Raw genomic sequence first — 22,179 nt, forward strand, 5'->3', positions numbered from 1 at the left:
CCGCAGAAAATTTCAATCCACGCTCCCCATACAGGGAGCGACTTTATCACGGTAGAGAGAGGATTGCCTAAATATAATTTCAATCCACGCTCCCCATACAGGGAGCGACCGAAATCATGCATTTTTTGGATGTGATAGACAACTGATTTCAATCCACGCTCCCCATACAGGGAGCGACAATTCAGAAGTTTTAATTGGTTCTTGGCTAAATATATTTCAATCCACGCTCCCCATACAGGGAGCGACGATGAAAAGCGTAGTATGACCAAAAGGCTTATAATTTCAATCCACGCTCCCCATACAGGGAGCGACAATTCAGAAGTTTTAATTGGTTCTTGGCTAAATATATTTCAATCCACGCTCCCCATACAGGGAGCGACTGTTTAACATTCCGGTTTCGTTTCTTAATGATAGAATTTCAATCCACGCTCCCCATACAGGGAGCGACTTTTGATAAAGATATAGCGTTAGGACACGCACAATTTCAATCCACGCTCCCCATACAGGGAGCGACGGATGAGTAAAGAAATCACTGTCAACATTCAAAAAATTTCAATCCACGCTCCCCATACAGGGAGCGACTGTCGGTGAACAAAAACGAGTAGTTTGGCTGACTATTTCAATCCACGCTCCCCATACAGGGAGCGACGTTTTGTAACAAGTGTTTGTAAACATTGCGGTAAATTTCAATCCACGCTCCCCATACAGGGAGCGACATCTAAACGATAATAATATAAGGACTAAAAGAGGATTTCAATCCACGCTCCCCATACAGGGAGCGACGTTACTGCCGATTGCTTCATACCTATTTCATGGCAATTTCAATCCACGCTCCCCATACAGGGAGCGACACAAATGCCCTAACCCTTTGCTCTAAACACCATAGAATTTCAATCCACGCTCCCCATACAGGGAGCGACGATATGTCGCTTATGTAAATGATGAATACATTGGCATTTCAATCCACGCTCCCCATACAGGGAGCGACCGGTCATAATCACATTTAGGGTGATTGCAGGGGAGATTTCAATCCACGCTCCCCATACAGGGAGCGACGATTTAAGGCGCACGGAGACCCTTTAACACTAGTATTTCAATCCACGCTCCCCATACAGGGAGCGACTTTTGACTGCGCCTGTTCCCATAGTTTTCGGGATAATTTCAATCCACGCTCCCCATACAGGGAGCGACGATGTTCTTTAAAGACTTCATGACAACCTCCTTAATTTCAATCCACGCTCCCCATACAGGGAGCGACACTTTTTCTTTTATCGCTTGGTGGATTAGGGCAAATTTCAATCCACGCTCCCCATACAGGGAGCGACGATAAGTTATTTTTAAATATCTTGCACTATGAACATTTCAATCCACGCTCCCCATACAGGGAGCGACAGTACCTCTATCAGTCTTAAACCTTTAAGACTGATAATTTCAATCCACGCTCCCCATACAGGGAGCGACGGATAAAGCCAGCAGATGGGTGCTGAAGCTTGAGATTTCAATCCACGCTCCCCATACAGGGAGCGACAAGCCCCGTCCCTGCTGGAGGTATACGGTGGGCTGATTTCAATCCACGCTCCCCATACAGGGAGCGACTGGGGTGGCTTATCAATCGTGTGGATGATTTGGAAATTTCAATCCACGCTCCCCATACAGGGAGCGACAGATAGCTTGGGGGTACTACTCTTATGACGATATAATTTCAATCCACGCTCCCCATACAGGGAGCGACCGTCTTTCTTACTTTTATCCCTGTAAAAATATTTAATTTCAATCCACGCTCCCCATACAGGGAGCGACTGCGAGATATTGACAAATCCAACATTTCGCCTCTACATATAGTAGTCTATCCATTACTTTTCACTAATTCAATCAAAATTCCTTCTATTTCCTTAAGTAAACATGCATATTCTGCGCGAACCTCCCTGGAAAATCATGGTCACTTCGGGTTCGCGCATTAAAAAATCAGTGGCTTTTCTACTTCAAGCGACGGTTTAGCACCTATATGCTTCACCTTATTTTCATAATTGTTCCCTAAGCGATAGAACCGAAGACTATCAACAGATGGATCGATGATTGATTCTAAGCTTAGTTCCAACTGGCGTAATTGCGTACTGTCCACCACACACTCAAATACAGAATTCTGCACTCGGACCCCGTATTCCTCACACTTCTTAGCTACTTTTCTCAATCTCTTTTGGCCACTCGCAGACACCGTCTGGACATCATAGGTTACTAGTATTAACACTTTCTTCACCTACCTAAGTAAAATTGGAGGATATGCATCAAGGTCTCCCCTTAAAAATCTGGCTAATAATAATGCTTGCACATGCGGGATTAATCCCCAGGAGATTTTTTCTTTTAAATACGGGTGAGTAATTTCAGACTCCTTATTTTCCTGCCATAGCTGCAGAAATTTCCTTCTCGCATCATCTTTAAGGATGACAGCACCATTTTCTTTAATAACAAAATCCTTTGCATGAATCTGTTTTCTATTAACTATCTTTAAAACAAATCGGTCTGCAATCAATGGTCGCAACTCTTCCATGACATCTAAAGCAAGAGAAGTTCTTCCTGGCCGGTCACGATGCAAAAAACCTACATACGAATCAAGTCCGACCCCTTCTAGAGCAGCCACTGTTTCCGATGCCAGTAAAGAATACGAAAAAGACAGTAACGCGTTTATTCGGTCTAATGGCGGTCTCCGGTTACGATGCGAGAATGTGAAATCTTCTTTATTCTGCAGAATGCATTCGTCAAAAACACTGTAATAAACACTTGCGGCGTTTCCTTCAATTCCTCTTAAATCTTCTAAATTGATGCATGTAAGTATGTGCTGTCGGGCTTTTGCAAGACTACTGATTGCATGTTTAATCCGCTCTGAATTCACGCGCAGTACATGGTCTCTCCACGTACGATTTAACAGTTGCTCACTGTTAAAGATTTTCCCAACGATCATATGTCTAGCTACCCGTAAGCTTTCATCTTCTGAGTCGGAAATTCTATATTGTTTTTTCCGCAACAAAACGTTGCCATTCGACTCTCCCGTTAGCCGCCCGCGAAATCTGCCCGCGCTTGTGAAAAAGGTGAGACTAATATTTTGTTCCATGCATTCAGCCATTAGTGCTGGGCTTGCTCCTTGATGTCCAAAGGTACAAATCGCCTGGATATTATGAAGCGGGACACGTGCAATTGATTCATCTTCTTTTATAAGGTTTAGATTTTTTCCTTTAAGAGCCAAATAGATATCGGGCTGAGAAACGTAAACAGTATTAAGTAATTTTTTCATTCCGCCAACACCCTATTCATGTACGCAGATACTTTTTCTTTTTCCAGCATTTCCGGCAAACAGATATCCCGTAATGAGCATCTTAAGCAATGTTTTCCAGTTTTTACCCTTGGAGTGTGCTTTCTACCATAGTAATGATGCATTTCTTTTAACATTTCTTTTGCTCTATTCCTGAGATTATTTGTGATAGGGACTGGTTCCCTTCGTTTGATTTCATGGTAGTAGAGTGCAGCCTCCTCAATCACTGTTCCGAGCATTTCCTCGAGACACAGGGACTGAGCAGCTAGCTGCAAAATATCGGCATCATGCTTTTTGGGTTTGCCCTTTTTATATTCTATTGGTTTTACAGAATACAGCCCTTCCTCTTTGTCTAAAGGAATACCGTCTTCATCTCTTGTAAATTCCACCATATCGCAGATGCCACTGATGCCAAGCGAGCTTGAATGAACAGGCAGCGCGCGGACAAAAATGGTATCTCCCCTTTTTTCGCGTATGAAAGGGTCGTCAGCCTTCTCATGGAGGGCATTTCCTTCTACCGTCAATACATTCTCAGCCCACTCCTGCTCCACATGAATAAGCGCCCACTGCCGCTTGCAGAATACAAAATGCTGGATCCCTGAAAGCATCAGATAATCTTGTTCATTATAGCCCGTCATGTTCTTCAACTGGCAGTCCTTCCAGCTCATCTACTGTAATCTTGTAATTTTCAATAGAATGAGGAAGATTGTCTTCTACCTTTTTCACGTGTACGGTCCGATGAACTTTAGCAGAAGAATAATTTCCTAATTTCGAATCATGCTCCCACCAGAATACTTTATTTACCTCCATACTACCGTCTGGTCGTGCGGAAGATGCATCGTTTGCGAACAATGTTTTTAACGCTTCTTTCAGTTTTTGTGCATCTTCACAAGTAAATCCAGTACGTTCAGCGAGCTGCGGATTAATGCTTCCGTAAAATACATATACACCAAAATCTACTCGATGTTTCATCCCCATCGTGTCGGATGTTTTTTGACCCGGATCTTTTGTATTTGTGATCGAGTTAACACTCTTTGTAATCTGCATACTAGATATATCTACCGGCTCCACACTTGTTGCAGTATGAATAGATACCGGACCGCGGATGCCGATAGACATTTTTGTCCCTTTAAATGCAAACACTTGTCCAAAAGCACGCACATCATACCAGGTGTTGCTTGCTATCATTTCAGCTGATTCTTCGTCTGCTCCTGTTGCTTTCGACTTGGTCAGTAATTTTTTCAATTCTTCCACTGAATCTACCCTGTCTTTGATACTACGGAATGCATCAGATCGCCTTTCATCCGACTGAACAAGAATTTCCTCCCCATCATCCTGTAATCTGTTACGTAACTTCCGCTTAATTGCCACATCAGATACCTCTCCATATCCTAAAAAATCCTGACGTGGACGATTACCATTTAACGGGTCCCCGTTTGGATTTGCTTTATCGACTGTAAATACTACTGCAAAGTCAATTTTATTCTGCAACGCTGTCATTTTCATTTTCCTCCTTTTTTGTATATAAATGTTGGATTTGACTGCTGTACCCCAATAGGAAAACTGGGCTGAGCGGGGCGTCGGTCATATTCTCCACTGCCAGCTTATCTTCTATCTGCTGAATGAGCATTGCATAATATCCTGTTTGTCCTCCGGAACGCTGAAAATATGGATTGAGCTGCTTTCGGATGACCATCCAGGTACGGGCAGGATGCTGAGAAAACGCATTAAAATATCTGGTGGCATTCGTTGCTCTACCTTCATCTCTTTCTTTCAGTTGTCTTTGCTCCATTACTTCCGCAATACCCAGCAATCTTCCAAACAAATAATCTCTTGATGAGTTCTCTCCCTGTAACGCCACGGTAAATCCCTCCTTTTCGTATTGCTTATTAATCAGTGCGCATGCAATGTTTATAACAGAATTCCACTGTCCCAATCCCTCAAAGCTAAATGGATTTTTTACCCTATTAAACAACGTCTGAACGATATCTTTCGGGATTGCCTTCTTTTCTGTAATACTCGGGAGCAACCTTGTATATAACTCTTTCTTCATCCTTGGATCTCCATTCCTCCCATAGACAGCTTCTACAATCTGATAGGTGGAAGGAGCACCATGATATGAAATCCATTTATTTTCATTTTTAAAACTCATAAGCCAGTAACATGTACGATGCCAATGGGCTAGTGCTTCATAATATAAATCCGCATTTTGTTCCTGATAGTACACAATAGCAAGCCTGCCTGGCGTTGCAGCATCCACGGACATAACGATAATATTTTCCAACATATCTTTTTTCAGCTCATGCCTTTTTCCTTGCAGCGCCTTATTTAATTCCTTCGCTACAATTTCTTCTGTATAAATGTGCGTTTTAGTATCTTCATCCATTTCCGCAGAGAAGAAATCGAATAAATGATTTGCTGTTCCTTCAAGCGGATCAGCCACCTCTACTTCCTCTACACCAAATGAAACAAAGTAACGGGAATCCACATAAGTCCCCTGTCGTTGTAGGAGCCAACGCAGTGCATGATGTGCTTTTTGAGAGACATCGTAGCCGATTTGTACTGCTTCGGTTGGTTTTGCGAATCTTCCGCGGTATGTGTAACCGCTGTTGTCATTGGCAGAAATCAACTTCGACATGTCACCGGCGTTTCGAATCCGCGAGCCATGCTGTGTGGTCAGTATCGTTTCCTTTCCCGTAACATAGCAGTAGCCTTTTTCCATCTCTGCAATTGTTTCCTGGTATTCGATATAGTCATCAAATAATTGTTTATCTTCCCAGATAAAAGGATCATCTGCTCTTTCGTGAAGCACATCAAATCGAACAAATGCAGATAGAATGTCACCAGGTACCACTTTATAAATCAATGGCTTTTCCTCGGATGAAGTCCACTTGGTGATTACTTCATTGTTGCTGTCTACCGGGATTACTTTTTCATTAATTAGGTCCTCTATCACATTTCCTTTTTTGACATATTGATAGATTGCTTTCACTTTTTTTGGTGCGTTTGGAAATTCAGCCCATTCTTTCATTTGCCCTAGGTAATCCTGATGATGTTTTTCACGCTTTTTCTCCCCGGTATAAGCTACGTAGTCGCCGGCAACGTAAAACAATTTGTCATGGATATAGTGGGGCGCACTCGAATTACTGCGGTTTGCTGATGCGGAGGTAGCAGGCACAATCGTCCGCGCATTCTCTTTCTCAATAACTTTCGCACTCACAAATTCTCCATCTCTATTAATCAAAATTTCAATTTGTGCACTCTGCATAACGTGAGAAACAGGGAGCAACGTTATCCGCTGATTCTGCCTTTCCTCAAACTCTCCAACATGGTCCATATTATTTTCATACACTTTGCTTAACTGCTGCATCCAGCTCATTTTCACACCTCCTTAAACATCTCTTCGTATTCTTGATCCACATCGGTGAAGTTTTCTCCTTTGGTAAATTGTTTCATGGAGCCTTTCCGGACGTCCCGGATGATTTCACATTCCTCCGGGCGCTTGAATCGGATAATTCCGTTTTTCATCGTAGGTACCCAAATTCGTGCCTGGAGCGTTTCCTGATCTCCCTCATCCGGATAAGTAAACCCGTGGAACATCGGACCAAAACTTACTTCACCATAATCATCATAAAAACTTTCGCCTTCACCAAACGCGCAATCTTCTACATACCCCTGACATTCACGTGTTCCGAGAAATACATCACGCCGACCGCCTTTTTTCACCGCTCGCTTTGCGATGTTGTGATGTTTGTGCTCGTTTCTGTCATAAGCAAGATCGGGTCTGTTTTCATTGAATTCAAAATGGGCCCGTACTTGGTAGACAGGCTCACGTAAGTAGGTGTAGTACATTAAATCATTGGAATTGCTTTGATATTTGATCGGACGAACTCCCTTAACCTCTGTCTGGATTGGGTTCATGACACGTACCTCATCGATATACCAAGTCAGCGTTGGCTTCCAGTACACCGATTCTACGATTCCCTTTAAAGCTTGGTATGTGGGGATTTGGTATGTAAATTTCTCCCCGCCAATCCGAGTCACGGGATCGGTGAACAAGGCATATTTGCCATGAACAACAAATTCAATCTGGTTCCTCATTGGTATCACCTCCTTAAAAGTTATAATCCATCATCGAACCTTCTCCATCTATCGTGACGCCGAAATCTTCATCATACGCCCGCTCCGTGAGACAATAAATCGAATTGTCGTAAAGGGGTACGAGCAAGTTATTTTGACTGAGTTTCTGTATTTCATAGTCAAAGAGATTTACGGAATATTGCTGTGCCTGTTTCATAATGTTGCTGAATTCTTTGATGTCGAGGTCTTGGTTGAGTGAAGCAATAATATCTTCGCCTCTCGCGTAAGGAACGATCACAGATGTTGTAGGCGATTCAATTGCTTCAAAATGCTTTTCTACTGTCTTAAACATCCCTTTAGAGATGGTGCTTGCTTTTCCCGCGTTAGGATGTCTCCCGTTCAGGTGACTAATAAGAGGGCAATCCAACGGTGGTGGCACTACTTTTATCACACGTCCAGCCTGGGCATCGAAATGTCTGAAATAAGTCTGGATTGCCAAAGGACTTAAATAATTGCCGTCAAAGTCTTCATTATTCAAGATATAATTTGCCAGCACTTCTCCGCCGATTCGGATTTCGGGCAGTCTTGAAAGATTTTCTTCTGCGGAGCGGATGATATAAACTTTCCCTTCTTCTCGCTCCCCATTTCGGTTGCAGCGACCAGCCGCTTGAGCAATCGAATCGAGTCCCGCCTGAGAGCGGATCACGGATTCAAAGCTAATATCGACACCAGCTTCAATCAATTGTGTACTGACACATATGATTCGTTCTTTACCCAATTTGTCCCGTATCTTATCCAGCTTCTCCATTCGGTGCGCCGGGCACATTGAGGTGCTGAGATGATAAACTTCCGCTATATTCAATTCTTCCAGCAGCTTATAAAGCCTCCGGACTTCTGACTTTGTATTTAAAATGATCAAAAGTGATTGGTTTTCTGACATGACTTCTTCTGTGAATGATGCTATTTTTTCGAGATTCCAACCGCCCTTGTCCACTTTATTGATGATTGATACTCTTTTAAACGCGTCGACAGTCTTCACAAGGTCTGGTACAATTTCCGCATTTTTCCCCAGGTGTATTTTATACTTCATTTCAGCTACTTCCGGCTGTGTTGCTGTACAAAGCAAGATGCTGCTATTTCCGACCATTTGGAGAAAATTCATTGCTGTATTAAACAGATGGAAATGTTTGTAAGGAACAGACTGTACTTCATCCACGATAATTACGCTATTCGTGAGATGATGGAGACGCCGGCTTTTTCTCGTTCCTTTTTGGAAAAAGGCATCCAGAAACTGCACCATTGTCGTAAAGATAATCGGATAGTCCCAATTATCACGCCCGAGCTGCAACTGTTTATGATATGCCTCCTGATAATAGTCCGGTTCATCATCCAAACCGCTGTCATCAATGACATTCGCATGATGTTCAAGGACAGCTTCTGGCTGTTTGATAATATCGCGGACGGCCGTAGCATTTTGTTCCAGAATGGTTGTGTAAGGAACTACATAAATAATCCGTTCTTTTTTGTACTGCATCGCATGTTTTAAGGCGTAACGGAGGCTTGCAAAGGTTTTCCCGCCCCCGGTCGGGATGGATAAAGTCATGATAGATGAGGCTTCATCCGCTTTTCTATCACAACTCTCGGACATCTCGTTCCGCAGTTTATAAATGGGTTGAACCGCCTCTCCCCATTCGTTCACTTGATTCATCAGGTTTTTATATCCTTCTTCAAAAACAGCCGAATGATCTGAGAGCGTTACTTCCGTATCCTCTTCAAAACAGCGAGTATCAGTACGGTCCGCATCGATCAAGCAACTAAACACGAGTTTTTGCATATAATTTAAATGAATGGTTCGTTCTTTTCCATTTAGGTGCTTAATCCGCTCCATAAATTCCTCGACTTCTTTTTTAGCTTCTTCGATCAATTGAGTTACCTTTTCCACGTTTCCAGAAACAGCCTCAAAGTTGGCTACTACCTCTTGATAGTGTGGTAAATCAACATTTGTCACACGGCGGATATAATCCGATTGACTCGTATCGGGCTGGATAAAATTCTGCAGGCCGGAGTGGTGAGATAAAATAGCCATCCCTACCGTTTCTACTACGAGATTTTGCAAGGGATCCTTCCCATAATAATTTTCATATAAATATTTTGCTCCTGCGGTGGAGTGATCAATCTTAGTGCTCGCCACATCATCATAAAGCACCGCGTTTCTTATGTAGGTCGTAAAAGCTTCCGTGTATTTACCCATATCGTGGAGTAAACCAGATAATTCTGTGTGAGCAGCTAGCGCTACCGATTTACCATATATTCGCGCTAGCCAGGCAACCCCTTCAAGATGGTCTTGAACCGTTTGGATTTTATGATCACTTTTGCGAATATGAGCTATAAACAAAGGACACCCTCCTCTAAATTTATTAATTTTCCATATCTTTATTATGAAATAAAGCGCTTGCAGAGATTTGTATACCTTGGAGGTTATTCTAAATAATTTGCTAGATTCCCAGATATAAAGAACTAAAATCTACATTACATTCAAGTATACCTTAAGTCCCGAGTAATTTCTACCAATATTTGGTTTTACACCTTTTTCATGCCTGGAAGGACTCAGAATTTGTCATATTTTTGTTGGCTTGAAGCAGGAATAAGCCTTCACTAGATTGAATACATCTTTAGTAAAGGCTAACAGATTAAGTTCTCTAATATTTAGTTACTACCCTTATTGACGCATTAACATCTGATATTTTTGAAGTTCATGCTTTTAAATCTTCTTATTTTTGGATTTGAATGGGCTGCACTTAGACTATACATCTATTATAACTATGATATGAAAATAATTTAATTGAAAACTATGAACAAAATGCCCGTACCTGAAGCGCACTTGAATTCCCCGGTAGATTCGCACATAAAATCCAATATTAAGACGGATACTTTCCGATTAATACCTTGTTTTATAGATAGTGAAAGTGATACGATGCTACATATAGTAAGATAGAAATATTTTTATCAATATCCCGCTGTCACTCCCTGTATTGGGAGTGTGGATTGAAATAAAATGAATGAAATTGACCATGTTGCAGCAGAAAGTCACTCCCTGTATTGGGAGTGTGGATTGAAATTGTAAAGGGCTTTGCAAGATATGGTAAGTCTTCGTCACTCCCTGTATTGGGAGTGCGGATTGAAATCGCATAATGACCGCTTGTTTTGGTCTTTAAGCAGTCACTCCCTGTATTTACTTATTGAACGGCTCCATATAAAAAACTTTTACACAATTTCGGAGATCAGGCTATTCTAGGGTTCTTCTAATAAAATATAAGAAGCCTTCAAGATTAGAACGTGAAATATTATTGTAATGCGAGGTCATCTGGGGCTGGTACGCTTTGCTTGGTTAGTGTGCGAAATCGTAAAGGATGGTGCGCACTTGCACCAAGTCATATCATCGCCTTCATAGTCCGACCCCGGATAGCTCAACCTTTTAGCTCAAAACACTCTAATTTAAAGGTATTATTCATACCATCGAAATCTAAAGATATTCATATAATTGAGTATAGTATTTTCTAAAACGCTTGTTCCTTCCCATTTACTAACTAAAATAAACAAAAAACTTCAATAAAAATTAGCTAGAATCGGCGTCGGTTTACCCTTAGTCAATTCTAGCTAATATTAGTTAATAATTGCATTGGATTTTCTATAAACATCTTAAAATTTTCATCTCCGCCACACAAAATATTTTTTGGAAATCACGCGTATGTTAAACGATTCACTGTTCTTTTTAACTGATGAATGAATTTAAAAATACCGTAATATAACGTTTAGCTTTTTTCATAATGCTCTTAAATTAGTAACAGGCATCTACCATAATTTGAGTTAAGTAGTTACCAATCTGCTATTTCACTAGATCTAATATTCCTTTTGTGTTTATCCCCATTAAGTTAAAGTTTCCCTCTGTTCTAATATGGACAAAGCCATATTTTTCATAAAATCCTATTGCATTTTTAGTTGACTCTACAGTAATAAGCGAACAGCCTGATAATTGAGCAATTTTAGCACAGTTAACTAACACCGATGTCATGAGGTTATCTCCATGCCCTTGACGTCTATACTTATTATCTACTCCAATATAATGAAGCCTAATTGCTGGTATTTCTTTGACTTCATAAGGAAGATATATGCTAAGCTCTTCTCTCTTCCCTTTATTGGCTTTTATTGTATTGTTAAATAATGAATAAAAACCAATCAAATTCCTATATTCATCGAAAAATAATCGTGTTCTGACTAAATTTCGTTCTAGCAAGTCTAATGCTTCCTCTTGTAAGAACAATTGTACCTGATTATCACCTTTTTCATCAATACAACTAAAACCATTTATCGCAGAATAGTGATTTTTATTTATCCATTCTTCTTTTAATGGATTATTTATTACTGTCATCCTTCTTCTCTCTTTGGCTTTGATATTGTTTAATAAGTCTCTTTACACGTTGATTAGGCTCTGGAGGATTATTTATTAATTTAACAAAATCATCATACTCTTTCTCAGATTTAAATTCAATCTCAGTGGATTTAACTTGCATACGTTCTGTCGTTGTCCCCATGTCTTTTTCCTCCTTGTTTACGCACACATACGTCACGTCCTTTTTAGCTAGTATATGTGCAGTCTCACCTTTAAGTACTTTAAGTATACCATATGACTTGACAATATTAAACAAGTAGATGAGTTAAGCGAGCATTCAGAAGTAAATCCAATCCATCTGGGAAAGTTTATATAATGCTCTCCTTTCCATAACAAGATATACTAAAGTAAAAAGAAGCTCGGCTGAAGTACCTAGCTTCTTTTTCATTTTTCTATTAGCATGTTTTATTACATATCCTGCAATGCCAGTATCATTTCATGAAAGGTGCAGCGAACCAAACATTAAGTTTTTATTCCCAGTATTCACCTACCGCATCTCCACCGGCATTTCCCAATAATCAATATACCCCTGCTCTATTTTCTTACCCGATTGCGCTCTAATCTGATTAACCAATGCATTCCATTTCCCATTTCTCGCTTGTTCATTTTTAGCAGTTTGAACATCCATAGCTTTCTTCAATAACCGTTTTTCCATTTTTTCATCGAGATAACCTTGATCTTCTCCTAATTCCACTAATTCATCCAGTTCAGATAGGGAGAGAATTGCTTCTACAGGAAACACTTCTTCCGTGACATGCCCTGCCTCATCACGTGCAATAATTTTTATTTCATAATTTCCAGGTGTATAATCTAGAGGCTCAATCGAAATATCATTTTCCATTGTATTGTCTTCCATCTCAATAATGACCTGAGCTAAATCTCCATCTTCATCATACACATCAACCGGAATTTGATAAGATTCCGTAATATCAAATGTCGTGAAATCTGGAATAGGGTTAATGATTGGGGCAGAACCAGAATCTGCCGTCTTCTGGATATGGTCTTCATCCACTACTAATAATTGATACGTATCTTGAAAAATCGAAGCGATACCAGATACCGAAACTTTTTCTCCCTCTTCATAATTGCTTACAAACGCTTCATAGGATATATTCGTTCGGTCATCGACTCGCACTCTCGTCAAATTTTCACCGTTTCTTACATCAAATTCAAATGCATTCCAGTGGGACACGATATTTTCAATTTCACCCTGAATCGTAACACGCTGCCCTTGGTTGGCATCGTCTATTTTGTCGACCGCTACAAATTCTGGGAGTTCACTTTCTCCTATAACTTCAATTAGCTCAAGATCTGAAATTTGCTTTAACCCTTGATGTGTCGAGACGACTCCTTCAAGTTTCACTTTATCTCCAGGACGAAACGCCTCATTATGTTGAAACACATAAATGCCTGCCGTTTCATCTTGTAAATAAAAACCTTGCCCACCGAATAGTCCTGGTTTTGTCGTAATAACGCCCTCTACTTCTACAGGTTTACCATCCGCTAAAGCACGAGCTTCCTGAATTGAAAGTTTTACAGTTTCTTCCGCTTCTCTAATCAGCGCGGGATTTGTAAGGACGTTTGTTGAACCTTTACGCAAGCGTACATTCGCATTTCCATCCGCATTTTTATCAAGCTGTACGTTTAAGGTTTGCTTTGCAATACCGTCACTATTTGCTGTAAGTGAAAATTGTTCACTATAACCATAATCAGAAGGCCAGCTTCCATCAGCATTCTGAACTTTGGCTACTTGCTTTCCACCATCTAAATAAACACCAAGGTTATACCCCGTAATCGTTTGCCCGGGATTTAAACCTTCTGCCAAAACTTCAATGGTAAAGAGCTCGTTATTTGGTAAAACAGATGGATAACTCAAGGATAGTTCCGGTTCCGCAACCGGATCTTCTGGTGAACCAAAAGAGCCTGGTGCGAATGTTGCTGGATCAAACCAATCATAAGATTCTAACGGTGTAGACCAAGGTTCCTCCTCGGGTTCTGTTGAATTTTCTGGTATTTCCTTGTCCAAGAAGGGCGAAGGTTCATCTAACGGGATACCTGCCTCGGCAAAGTTCTCATAGGATTCATCCTCTGCTAGCCAATCAATCATATTTAATAGTAATTCTCCGTTGTCAGCATCTTTAAATCCATCATACGTTGTTTTCTTTGCACCGGTTTCTTCATTTCGGTATTTCGGTGTCGCATCTTCTACAGGAGAGGAGTCACCAATAAAGGCAGCTTTACCTTCCTTCAATTTGGAAATAGCGGCATAGGGACCTTCTTCTACTCCACCACCATGATAAATTCCTTCATCCACTGCTGGCCCCCATTTATCGCTTTCATCAAGACCTTCTGGCAAGTACAGAATTCCTTTTGCTATTTCCGGATCTGTTATAGCTAGTGTCGAACCAGCATGCATCGTTACTTCGCTCACACCTTGTGTAATCCCAAATGTTTCTGCTGGGTCCACTACTTGATCTGCTATTACTGTTCCCGCGGCATTGTACCTGAAACGAATACCAAAGTTATCACTTAGCCAATCGGACCCTTCCACACCTTGCATGGCTTCAGAGTTCTTTTCTTCCTCTGACATTCCTTTCGTTGGATCATCATGTGCCCCGCGACGGTAGCCATTCATCACTTCCGAAGAATCCCAGCGATTTTTATTGCGATCCGCATTATAATGATCGGAAATAAAGAATATACTTCCACCATTTTCAACATACGTAATCATCGCATCCTGTTCTTTTTTCTTGAACGGAATATTTGCCTCTGGGATGACAAACACATCATAATCTTCCAAGTCTTCTACAGCTAGTGGACCGTTTTTCCGAAACTCTTCCACATAATACCCATTGTCGGCTATCCCTTCCGCAAAATCGGAGAAAGCCCCATCAATCACCCAATCTGCTTGTCCAGCCGTTTGTGCGTGGGTATTATCAAATAATACTTTCTTTCCATTTGGGGTTTCCGGCTGAATGATTGGAGCTGGGTCATCCATTGTCTCCGCCTGAAATGGCATTGGTAAAACGGTAATACTTACGATTAGCGTGAGCAGCAACATCCATAAAGCATAAGCATTTCTTTTCACTTTTACCCTCCTAGTCAGATCATTTATTTTTTCATATCCACTCTATCAAATCATTGTTGTATTCCTAATGAACCTCCCTCCACTTAAAGATGAACATCTTTTGAAATGGGGGTTTCTTATCTTAAAGAAAAAGAGTTCCCGTGCGCATCGGTTAGGAGACGCTCCACCTGATGGTGGTGGGTGTTCTTTATCTCATAATAAGCAACACATCAATCCATGTGGGCGGGAACACGCCATTTACTACTCATTGTTTTATGCAACTCGTAGATACGTTATCTTCTTGCTTGTCGGTACCGGCAGCATCTTTTTGTATTTGGATTTCGTTAAGATGTTCGCTGCACCATGCAAATCACGATGCGCCTCGTAACCACAAGAACAAGTATAGGTTCTTCCGGATGGTTTTCGTCTGTTTTGACAAACAGGACATGTTTGTGTGGTGTAGGATTCATCTACTAATACGACCTGGATACCTGTTGCCTCCGCCTTATAGACGAGGTAACCTAGTAGCTGTCCTACATTCCAATTCGACATTTTTTGTCGATTGGTTCTGTTCAATCGTTTTCTCTTTTTCGTATGTTTACTGACATTTCGTGCGTCACCAACATGTAACGTGTGGACCGATTCTTCCACCGCCCACTCCATGAAATTTCTCGTAATTTTATGACTCGCATCACGTAATTGTTTATCACTTTTTGACAGGATGTACTTTTTAGCACGCTGGTATTTTTTCCATTGGTTCGAGCCTTTTTTACATTTACTCATTTTGCGTTGCAGTTCTTTTAGCTTTTGATTGCGGAAACGGTGAATACTTCGCAGCTTCCGGCCAGACAGAATCACACCTTCCCCATTTTCAGCGATCGAAGCGAAGGAATGGATTTCTCCCATATCGACACCCGCCTCTTGGGTTCCTACTCGCTCTTCTGGAAGCTGGCCATCATCAAAGGAAACGGACAAATATAAGCCGTTGTCATAACAAAGCTCGATTTCTTTGATATCGCCAGATGGTAAATCCGAGACGAAGACAACAATCGGTTTACGTTTAGCCCCCATGGATAAGGTGATTTTGTTTCCCTCTATTTTGAAGGCTTTGTCCACCCACTTCGTATTATAATGGCGTTTTTTCTTGTAGGGATAGCGGGCAGTAGAAATCCCTTTTTCTCTGGCTTTCTTCGTGCTATCTCTGGCATCCAAGTAATTATGTGCCACTGCTTGGATACTTTGACTGTGAAGAGGGACCATTTTCTTGATTGCTTGTTGTAAATGGGTTCGATTGATCCACTTACCTGCTTGCAGATGATGGTTTTTAGCAACTTCTAAACAAGCATTCCACACATAAGCGGACATACGATTGCATGCAAACAAGCGATCGATTGCTTCCTTCGATGCATGAAAAGAAACTCGCTTTCCACGATACATGATACTCACCCCCTCAATAGGAACGTTTGTTCTATTATAACCAAAAAGAAAATAACTATCAATAATTTCTGACAAAACAAACGATTCATCTCCCACCACACCATTCTAAGAGGAGGGAGACTTCTCGTTTTAATTAGTTAAAAATCTGTAAATTATAGTTTATACAACAAAATGGATATCCTACCCCCGTACGAGTTTGTTCCGAATTCGATTAGAGAAAAACTCCACCAATAAGATAAGCACAACTAAACCAATAAGAATCGAACCAACCTCAGACCACCGGTAAGCATTCATCGCAAAGATTAGTGGCGCACCAATTCCCCCTGCCCCTACAATTCCAAGAATCGATGCTTCTCTTAAGTTCATATCGAAACGGTAAATGATGATGGAAAGAAACATGGAAAAAAGCTGTGGCCATATACCGTAACGGATTTTCTCAAATGTATTGCAGCCAATCGAGTCAAGAGATTCCAAGATATTTGTATCGAGCTCTTCAATCACATCGACGAATAATTTGGCGAGCATTCCGATTGATGCAAGTGAAATGGTCAACACACCGGCAAATGGACCAGGCCCTGTGACGCGAATAAACATTAATCCATAAACAAGAGCCGGAATCGTACGAATGATAATTAATAAAAGTCTCGTAACACTCGCAACAGGTTTTGGTACAATCTTTGAGGCAGATAGGAACGCAAGCGGAATCGCCAATATCGAACCCATAATCGTACCGAGAAAAGCAATTGCTATCGTTTCAATAAGTAAATACAACACACCCTGGGATGTAAAACTAAATAATAAATCTAAATCTGGATTCAGAATCCCTCCAATAATCCCTGCAGCAATCCCCAACCCGCTTTCAGATACATTATCTAGATTCACAGTAGTGAGCGACCAAATAAATAAAAGCAGGATGAGTACGGCTATTGTAAGGATATAGCGTAAATTTCGCGGTGAAGCATGAAGCTGTTTTTCGATTGCATCCATATGAATATACTCCTTTAGATTAACTTTTTGCGAAAATGCTCGCTGACTTTTTCAATGAGGTATACCGTAATAATCAGCATGAGCAATATCATCCCAACACTTGAATAATCGCGCCAGCCAAGTGATTCATCTAGCAATAGTCCAATCCCGCCAGCACCGACATACCCTAAAATTGCAGCATACCTGACGTTTCCTTCAAAGGAAAATAGCGAGGTTGACAAGTAGTTAGGCAAGACTTGGGGGAAAATCGCATAACGGAACGCTTGCAGGCGGCCCATTCCAATTGATTCCATCGCTTCAAAAGATCCCATGTTGGCATTTTCAATTTGTTCATATAGCAATTTCCCAACATAAGCAATCGTAAATAGGAAAATCGCTACCGTACCTGCCAATGTACCGAGACCAAATATAAAAGTAGCAATCAATGCCGTAACAAGCGTCGGCAATGTACGGAGAATACTCAGGAAAAACTTTGCCACCGCAGCTACCGGCTTACTTACGATATTAGAAGATGCGAAATAAGCCGCTGGAACGGCAGCAATCGAGCCGAGAATGGAACCCAATAATGACATCTTAATGGTATCGAGGAGCGGCTTCCAAATATTATTTAAATAATCCCATTTTGGTGGAATCATTTGACCGATTATCACAAAAAATTCATGTCCTCGCTTAAACAATGTATTCAAATCAAAATTTGTAAACCGGACCGAAATAATCGTTGCGAGCACAAGCAGTACGAGAATGATCGGTGCCCGCGACTTTTTCTCATAAACGATCTTTCCATTTGGGAGTGTAATTTTAGCAGGGGGGAAAATTTTATCATACATCCGTTTTCCCCTCCATTTCATTTGATTGCAATTCTTCTGTCTGCCCTTTATATATGTAATTAAGATTTTCCTCTGTTAAATCCTCTGCTTTTCCATCATAAACAATCTTTCCTTTTCTAATCCCGATAATCCGGTCCGCATATTCAAGCGCTATCTCGACATGGTGGATGTTGATAATGACAGACATATTCGTTTCCCGATTTATTTTTGTGAAATCATCCATCACCTGTTTAGCTGTCACAGGGTCGAGGGATGCAATCGGCTCATCAGCTAGAATAATGTCGGGATTCTGCGCGAGTGTTCGTGCTAGTGCCACACGTTGCTGTTGTCCACCAGACAATTGATCAACTCGGACATACGCTTTGTCTAAAATTCCAACTTGGTCAAGTGCTGTCAGTGCCTTCACTTTATGCTCTTTCGTATACAACCCGAGCACTTTTCTCCAATAGGGAAGCTTAGGAGCGAAGGACACGAGGACATTTTTTATAACAGAGATTCTTGTAACAAGATTATACGATTGAAAAATCATGCCAATACGCTGCCTGAATTTGCGAATCTCTTTTCCTTTCAATGAGTTTACTTCCACTCCGTCAACAATTAATTTTCCCTCAGATATATCATGCATTCGGTTGATACAACGAAGCAATGTAGATTTCCCAGCACCTGAAGGACCGATAACCGCAACGAATTCACCTTTTTCAATCCGCAAATTAATATCTTCCAGTGCTTTCATGTTATTCGAATAAGTTTTTTCAACGTCGATAAATTCTATCATCTCTTACTCTCCAATCTTGAAAAATGAGAACATCAACAAGTGATGCTCTCATTTAACTAGCATTCTATTGAATGATGCGTTTGATTAGTTCAGACTTTGAACCATTTCCTGTGCATCTCTTTCAGTGTCATAATCGGCTGGATCAGCTTCTTGGTATCCTTCGTGGTTGTAGATAGAAATGACTTCTTGTCCTTCTTCTGACTCACCAATATTGATAAAGGCTTGCTGAATGGCTGCTTTCAAGTCATCATCCATAATTTCAGAATTCTTACTGACACTAACCGTGTCATTATAAATAGCAGGAGTTACACCAATGACATTCGTTTCATCCCAGATCGTTCCTTCTCCGCCGAATTCATCTTGCCACTGGTCTTCATTGTCACGTCTTGCATCTGCGTATGCTACCATGACGTCAATTTGACCTGCTGCAAGTCGCGCAAATGAACTTCCATAAGAATCAGATTTTACTACATTATCAAGGTCCGTAATCGTATTTCCATAGTTTTCATCCAACCATAAAGCAGGGTAAATATAGCCTGCCGGTGAAGAGGAAGACATCACAGCCCAAGATGCACTATTCACATCATCCCACGTTAACTCTTCGCCATTATTTACCTTTTCCGACAATTCCTGTCCTTTTGCAGACGGACCAGCGATAATCAAAGCACGGTAGCTTGTCGTCTGTTCATCGGAGTCTTCTGTCGGCTTATTATCATTCCACTCTTTTGCATCATCAGATTCAATACTTAATCCAGCACGTGTTGCTGTCAAAACGGCCTCTGCACCATCATCATATAGCACATATGTACCACCAGGAATAAGCCCAATATCCGTTGTCCCAGCTGAAAGTGCTTCACCAACCGCCTCGTAGTTTGTCCCTACTGTAATATCGATTTCACCTATTTCATAACCTTGAGCAGACATTTCCTCTTTCAATAAATCTTTCAAAGGTTCTGTTGCTGTGATAATTTCTTCTGGCTCTCTTGATGGAACAAACCCGATGGATAGCTTGTCAATCGACGTTTTCCCATCTTCTCCAGATGAAGATCCTCCTTCATCCTTTCCTCCACAAGCCGCTAATACAACAATAATTGCACTTACCATGAATAAATATAAGAATTTCTTCAAAGCAATCTTCCTCTCTTTATTTAATGGTGGTAAAGACTAGTTTATAAAATAAGTCTTAAATAACTATGAACGGCAGGTAAACATTTGTAAATTTTTATAAAAGTTTTTTTACGTTGAAACGTTTTCTTTTTCCATTATCATCATTATATGTAGCTGCTTCCCTCTCCCCTAACGCTTCGTAATTGCCCCCTTCTGTTTTAAGTGACGGGATTCCTAAATATAGAAACCTATTAATTTCTAATGGGTTAGCTCCACGAAAGTGCTTGCGGTTTATTCGCAATACTTTTACGAGATTTACTACTTGTGTTAAGGTTTAAACAAATGCTGCCCTTAGCACGCTGCCCATTTTTCTCAACCCATCACGTTTTAACGTTTGCTATTTTTAAGTATATTACTAATAGACAAACCCTACATTCTCATTATGTCTTATGTCACAGTTTTTGACAATATTTTATTATAAAAATATAGCTTTCTTTTGGTAAACTATTATTAGGAACACTTCTCCAGGAAAGGATGAACACACTTGACGGAACAAACGACTATTAAAGTGCTTTATACAAGCGATATTCACGGGAATATTCTCCCGATTAACTATGGAACAAACGAAAAGGCAGAGCTCGGTTTAGCAACATACGCTACACTTGCCCGGAAAAAACGCCAGGAAAATGAGCATCTGATTGTGCTCGACAATGGTGACCTTATTCAAGGGACGCCACTGATGTCCCATTACGTAAAAAATCATGCAGCAAAACCGAATCCAATGATTGCAATTATGAATCGAATCGGTCTTGATGCAGGTGTCCCCGGCAATCATGAATTTAATTTTGGTAAAACGATTTTACAGGACGCTGTCAATCAGTCAAACTACCCGTGGCTATCCGCTAATATATTGGATAAAAAAACGGGAGAACCTTATTTTGGTCCGTCCTACATCATTAAAACATTAAGTAATGGGATTAAAGTGGCGATAACCGGCGTGACAACGCATTATATTCCAAATTGGGAAGCACCGGAACATATTCAAGGGATACAATTTGCGGATGCCTTTTCCACTCTAAAAGATGTCGTAAAAGAAATACAATCTAACGAAGACTACGATCTCATCATCGCCCTCTATCACGGAGGATTCGAAAGGGATGTTGAAACAGGAGATATAACAGAAAATTTAACTGGTGAAAACCAAGGGTATGAAATGGCGGATAAAATAGACGGGATCGACATCCTTTTAACCGGCCATCAACACCGAACCTTAACTGGTACAATTCGTGATTGTCTTGTCATTCAGCCAGGAAATAATGGAGAGGCCTACGGAGAAATTGATGTAACATTCAAGCGGGATGAAGACAGCTGGGTCATAGCAAATAAGCAAGCAGACGTGAAAACGTTAGAAGGGATACAGGCGGATCCAGTTATTTTAGAAGAAATGGAAGAATTGGAGCAATCCACGCAAAATTGGCTGGATGAACCAATCGGAAAAATCGAAGGCGATATGATTATCAGGGACCCATTCAAGGCGAGAGTGAATAAGCATCCCTTCATTGAACTGGTGCAAAAGGTGCAAATGGAGGCGTCAGGTGCAGATATTTCAGTCACAGCTCTGCTGGGGAATGAAGCAACTGGATTTCCTTCGAGAATAACGATGCGTGATATTGTTACAAACTATAAGTTCCCGAACACACTCGTCGTTCTTTCACTAACTGGAAAGGATATCAAACAAGCACTGGAAAAAAGTGCAAATTATTTCATGCTTGATGCGAATGGAGAGTTGACCGTCAACCCAGATTATCTCATTCCGAAGCCGGAGCATTATAATTATGATATGTGGGAAGGGATCGAGTATTCCATACGAGTATCAAACCCTAAAGGAAGCAAAGTGGAAAACATTACGTACAAGGGCGAACCACTAGATATGGAAGGAAATTACAATGTCGTCATGAATAATTACCGTGCAAGCGGAGGCGGCGACTTTGATATGTTTAAAAACAAACCGGTTGTAAAAGAAATTCAACAGGATATGGTGGAGTTGATTAGTAATTACATAGAGGAGCGGGGAACAATTCGGGCGAGTGTGACGGAGAATTTTTGGGTGGAGGTTTGAGTGAGAGATAAAGCAAGTATTGT

The 22,179-nt window shown here is 40.9% G+C and carries 16 protein-coding genes and 1 CRISPR repeat array (1 of these 17 running past the window's edge); of the genes, 1 reads left to right on the top strand and 15 read right to left on the bottom strand.

Annotated elements, in window-relative coordinates:
* A CRISPR array of direct repeats spans positions 1–1,800; the repeat unit is 33 nt; unit sequence ATTTCAATCCACGCTCCCCATACAGGGAGCGAC (it extends 926 nt beyond the left edge of the window).
* A 157-nt stretch (positions 1,801–1,957) separates the two neighbouring features.
* The 15 genes from cas2 to WKU33_RS07675 all read right to left on the bottom strand — a co-directional run bounded on the left by cas2 (position 1,958) and on the right by WKU33_RS07675 (position 20,034).
* Complete coding sequence (cas2, locus tag WKU33_RS07605; protein WP_156855253.1) at positions 1,958–2,248, bottom strand: CRISPR-associated endonuclease Cas2; 291 nt, start codon at positions 2,246–2,248, stop codon at positions 1,958–1,960.
* Between the two features lie 9 nt (positions 2,249–2,257).
* Complete coding sequence (cas1c, locus tag WKU33_RS07610) at positions 2,258–3,289, bottom strand: type I-C CRISPR-associated endonuclease Cas1c (protein ID WP_340453977.1); 1,032 nt, start codon at positions 3,287–3,289, stop codon at positions 2,258–2,260.
* The gene (gene cas4 / locus WKU33_RS07615) at positions 3,286–3,945 is read right to left on the bottom strand and encodes a CRISPR-associated protein Cas4 (protein WP_340454014.1); all 660 of its coding nucleotides are present in this window, start codon (positions 3,943–3,945) and stop codon (positions 3,286–3,288) included. Before cas4 ends, cas1c begins: the two co-directional genes overlap by 4 nt.
* A complete protein-coding gene (cas7c, locus tag WKU33_RS07620) occupies positions 3,932–4,807 on the bottom strand; it encodes a type I-C CRISPR-associated protein Cas7/Csd2 (protein ID WP_340453979.1) in 876 nt (291 codons plus the stop codon). Before cas7c ends, cas4 begins: the two co-directional genes overlap by 14 nt.
* The gene (gene cas8c / locus WKU33_RS07625; protein WP_340453981.1) at positions 4,788–6,686 is read right to left on the bottom strand and encodes a type I-C CRISPR-associated protein Cas8c/Csd1; all 1,899 of its coding nucleotides are present in this window, start codon (positions 6,684–6,686) and stop codon (positions 4,788–4,790) included. Before cas8c ends, cas7c begins: the two co-directional genes overlap by 20 nt.
* Positions 6,687–6,688: 2 nt before the next feature.
* Positions 6,689–7,408, bottom strand: a complete 720-nt coding sequence (cas5c, locus tag WKU33_RS07630) for a type I-C CRISPR-associated protein Cas5c (protein WP_156855174.1) — start codon at positions 7,406–7,408, stop codon at positions 6,689–6,691.
* A 13-nt stretch (positions 7,409–7,421) separates the two neighbouring features.
* Positions 7,422–9,782 (bottom strand): CRISPR-associated helicase Cas3', encoded by a 2,361-nt coding sequence (gene cas3, locus WKU33_RS07635; protein ID WP_340453983.1) that lies wholly within the window; start codon positions 9,780–9,782, stop codon positions 7,422–7,424.
* A 1,491-nt stretch (positions 9,783–11,273) separates the two neighbouring features.
* Entirely contained in the window at positions 11,274–11,816 is a 543-nt protein-coding gene (locus WKU33_RS07640; RefSeq protein ID WP_336252285.1) for a GNAT family N-acetyltransferase, read from the bottom strand.
* On the bottom strand, positions 11,800–11,979 hold the full coding sequence (locus WKU33_RS07645; protein ID WP_336252286.1) for a type II toxin -antitoxin system TacA 1-like antitoxin: 180 nt from the start codon (positions 11,977–11,979) through the stop codon (positions 11,800–11,802). The genes WKU33_RS07640 and WKU33_RS07645 overlap by 17 nt, the downstream gene beginning before the upstream one ends.
* 345 nt (positions 11,980–12,324) lie before the next feature.
* On the bottom strand, positions 12,325–14,925 hold the full coding sequence (locus tag WKU33_RS07650; RefSeq protein ID WP_340453986.1) for a DUF3945 domain-containing protein: 2,601 nt from the start codon (positions 14,923–14,925) through the stop codon (positions 12,325–12,327).
* 252 nt (positions 14,926–15,177) lie between these two features.
* Positions 15,178–16,341, bottom strand: coding sequence for an RNA-guided endonuclease InsQ/TnpB family protein (locus tag WKU33_RS07655; protein WP_340453988.1), 1,164 nt, complete (start codon positions 16,339–16,341; stop codon positions 15,178–15,180).
* Between the two features lie 180 nt (positions 16,342–16,521).
* A complete protein-coding gene (phnE, locus tag WKU33_RS07660) occupies positions 16,522–17,328 on the bottom strand; it encodes a phosphonate ABC transporter, permease protein PhnE (RefSeq protein WP_340453990.1) in 807 nt (268 codons plus the stop codon).
* Between the two features lie 14 nt (positions 17,329–17,342).
* The gene (gene phnE / locus WKU33_RS07665) at positions 17,343–18,155 is read right to left on the bottom strand and encodes a phosphonate ABC transporter, permease protein PhnE (protein WP_340453992.1); all 813 of its coding nucleotides are present in this window, start codon (positions 18,153–18,155) and stop codon (positions 17,343–17,345) included.
* Positions 18,148–18,930, bottom strand: coding sequence for a phosphonate ABC transporter ATP-binding protein (phnC, locus tag WKU33_RS07670; RefSeq protein ID WP_340453994.1), 783 nt, complete (start codon positions 18,928–18,930; stop codon positions 18,148–18,150). The genes phnE (WKU33_RS07665) and phnC overlap by 8 nt, the downstream gene beginning before the upstream one ends.
* 84 nt (positions 18,931–19,014) lie before the next feature.
* Positions 19,015–20,034, bottom strand: a complete 1,020-nt coding sequence (locus WKU33_RS07675) for a phosphate/phosphite/phosphonate ABC transporter substrate-binding protein (protein WP_156855256.1) — start codon at positions 20,032–20,034, stop codon at positions 19,015–19,017.
* A 547-nt stretch (positions 20,035–20,581) separates the two neighbouring features.
* On the opposite strand from WKU33_RS07675, the gene WKU33_RS07680 reads away from it, so the two are divergent.
* Complete coding sequence (locus WKU33_RS07680; RefSeq protein WP_340453996.1) at positions 20,582–22,156, top strand: bifunctional metallophosphatase/5'-nucleotidase; 1,575 nt, start codon at positions 20,582–20,584, stop codon at positions 22,154–22,156.
* Positions 22,157–22,179 lie beyond the last annotated feature (23 nt).

Origin of the sequence: Oceanobacillus sp. HCA-5259, from assembly GCF_037892815.1 — a bacterium.
Taxonomy (GTDB): domain Bacteria; phylum Bacillota; class Bacilli; order Bacillales; family Amphibacillaceae; genus Oceanobacillus; species Oceanobacillus indicireducens.

What these genes read in the sequence shown, in the direction of transcription:
- WKU33_RS07675 (WP_156855256.1), bottom strand. Translation starts at nt 20,034, where the DNA reads ATGGTAAGTGCAATTATTGTTGTATTAGCGGCTTGTGGAGGAAAGGAT.
- cas5c (WP_156855174.1), bottom strand. Translation starts at nt 7,408, where the DNA reads ATGAGGAACCAGATTGAATTTGTTGTTCATGGCAAATATGCCTTGTTC.
- cas7c (WP_340453979.1), bottom strand. Translation starts at nt 4,807, where the DNA reads ATGACAGCGTTGCAGAATAAAATTGACTTTGCAGTAGTATTTACAGTC.
- WKU33_RS07640 (WP_336252285.1), bottom strand. Translation starts at nt 11,816, where the DNA reads ATGACAGTAATAAATAATCCATTAAAAGAAGAATGGATAAATAAAAAT.
- WKU33_RS07655 (WP_340453988.1), bottom strand. Translation starts at nt 16,341, where the DNA reads ATGTATCGTGGAAAGCGAGTTTCTTTTCATGCATCGAAGGAAGCAATC.
- cas1c (WP_340453977.1), bottom strand. Translation starts at nt 3,289, where the DNA reads ATGAAAAAATTACTTAATACTGTTTACGTTTCTCAGCCCGATATCTAT.
- phnE (WP_340453990.1), bottom strand. Translation starts at nt 17,328, where the DNA reads ATGGATGCAATCGAAAAACAGCTTCATGCTTCACCGCGAAATTTACGC.
- phnE (WP_340453992.1), bottom strand. Translation starts at nt 18,155, where the DNA reads ATGTATGATAAAATTTTCCCCCCTGCTAAAATTACACTCCCAAATGGA.
- cas8c (WP_340453981.1), bottom strand. Translation starts at nt 6,686, where the DNA reads ATGAGCTGGATGCAGCAGTTAAGCAAAGTGTATGAAAATAATATGGAC.
- phnC (WP_340453994.1), bottom strand. Translation starts at nt 18,930, where the DNA reads ATGATAGAATTTATCGACGTTGAAAAAACTTATTCGAATAACATGAAA.
- WKU33_RS07645 (WP_336252286.1), bottom strand. Translation starts at nt 11,979, where the DNA reads ATGGGGACAACGACAGAACGTATGCAAGTTAAATCCACTGAGATTGAA.
- cas4 (WP_340454014.1), bottom strand. Translation starts at nt 3,945, where the DNA reads ATGACGGGCTATAATGAACAAGATTATCTGATGCTTTCAGGGATCCAG.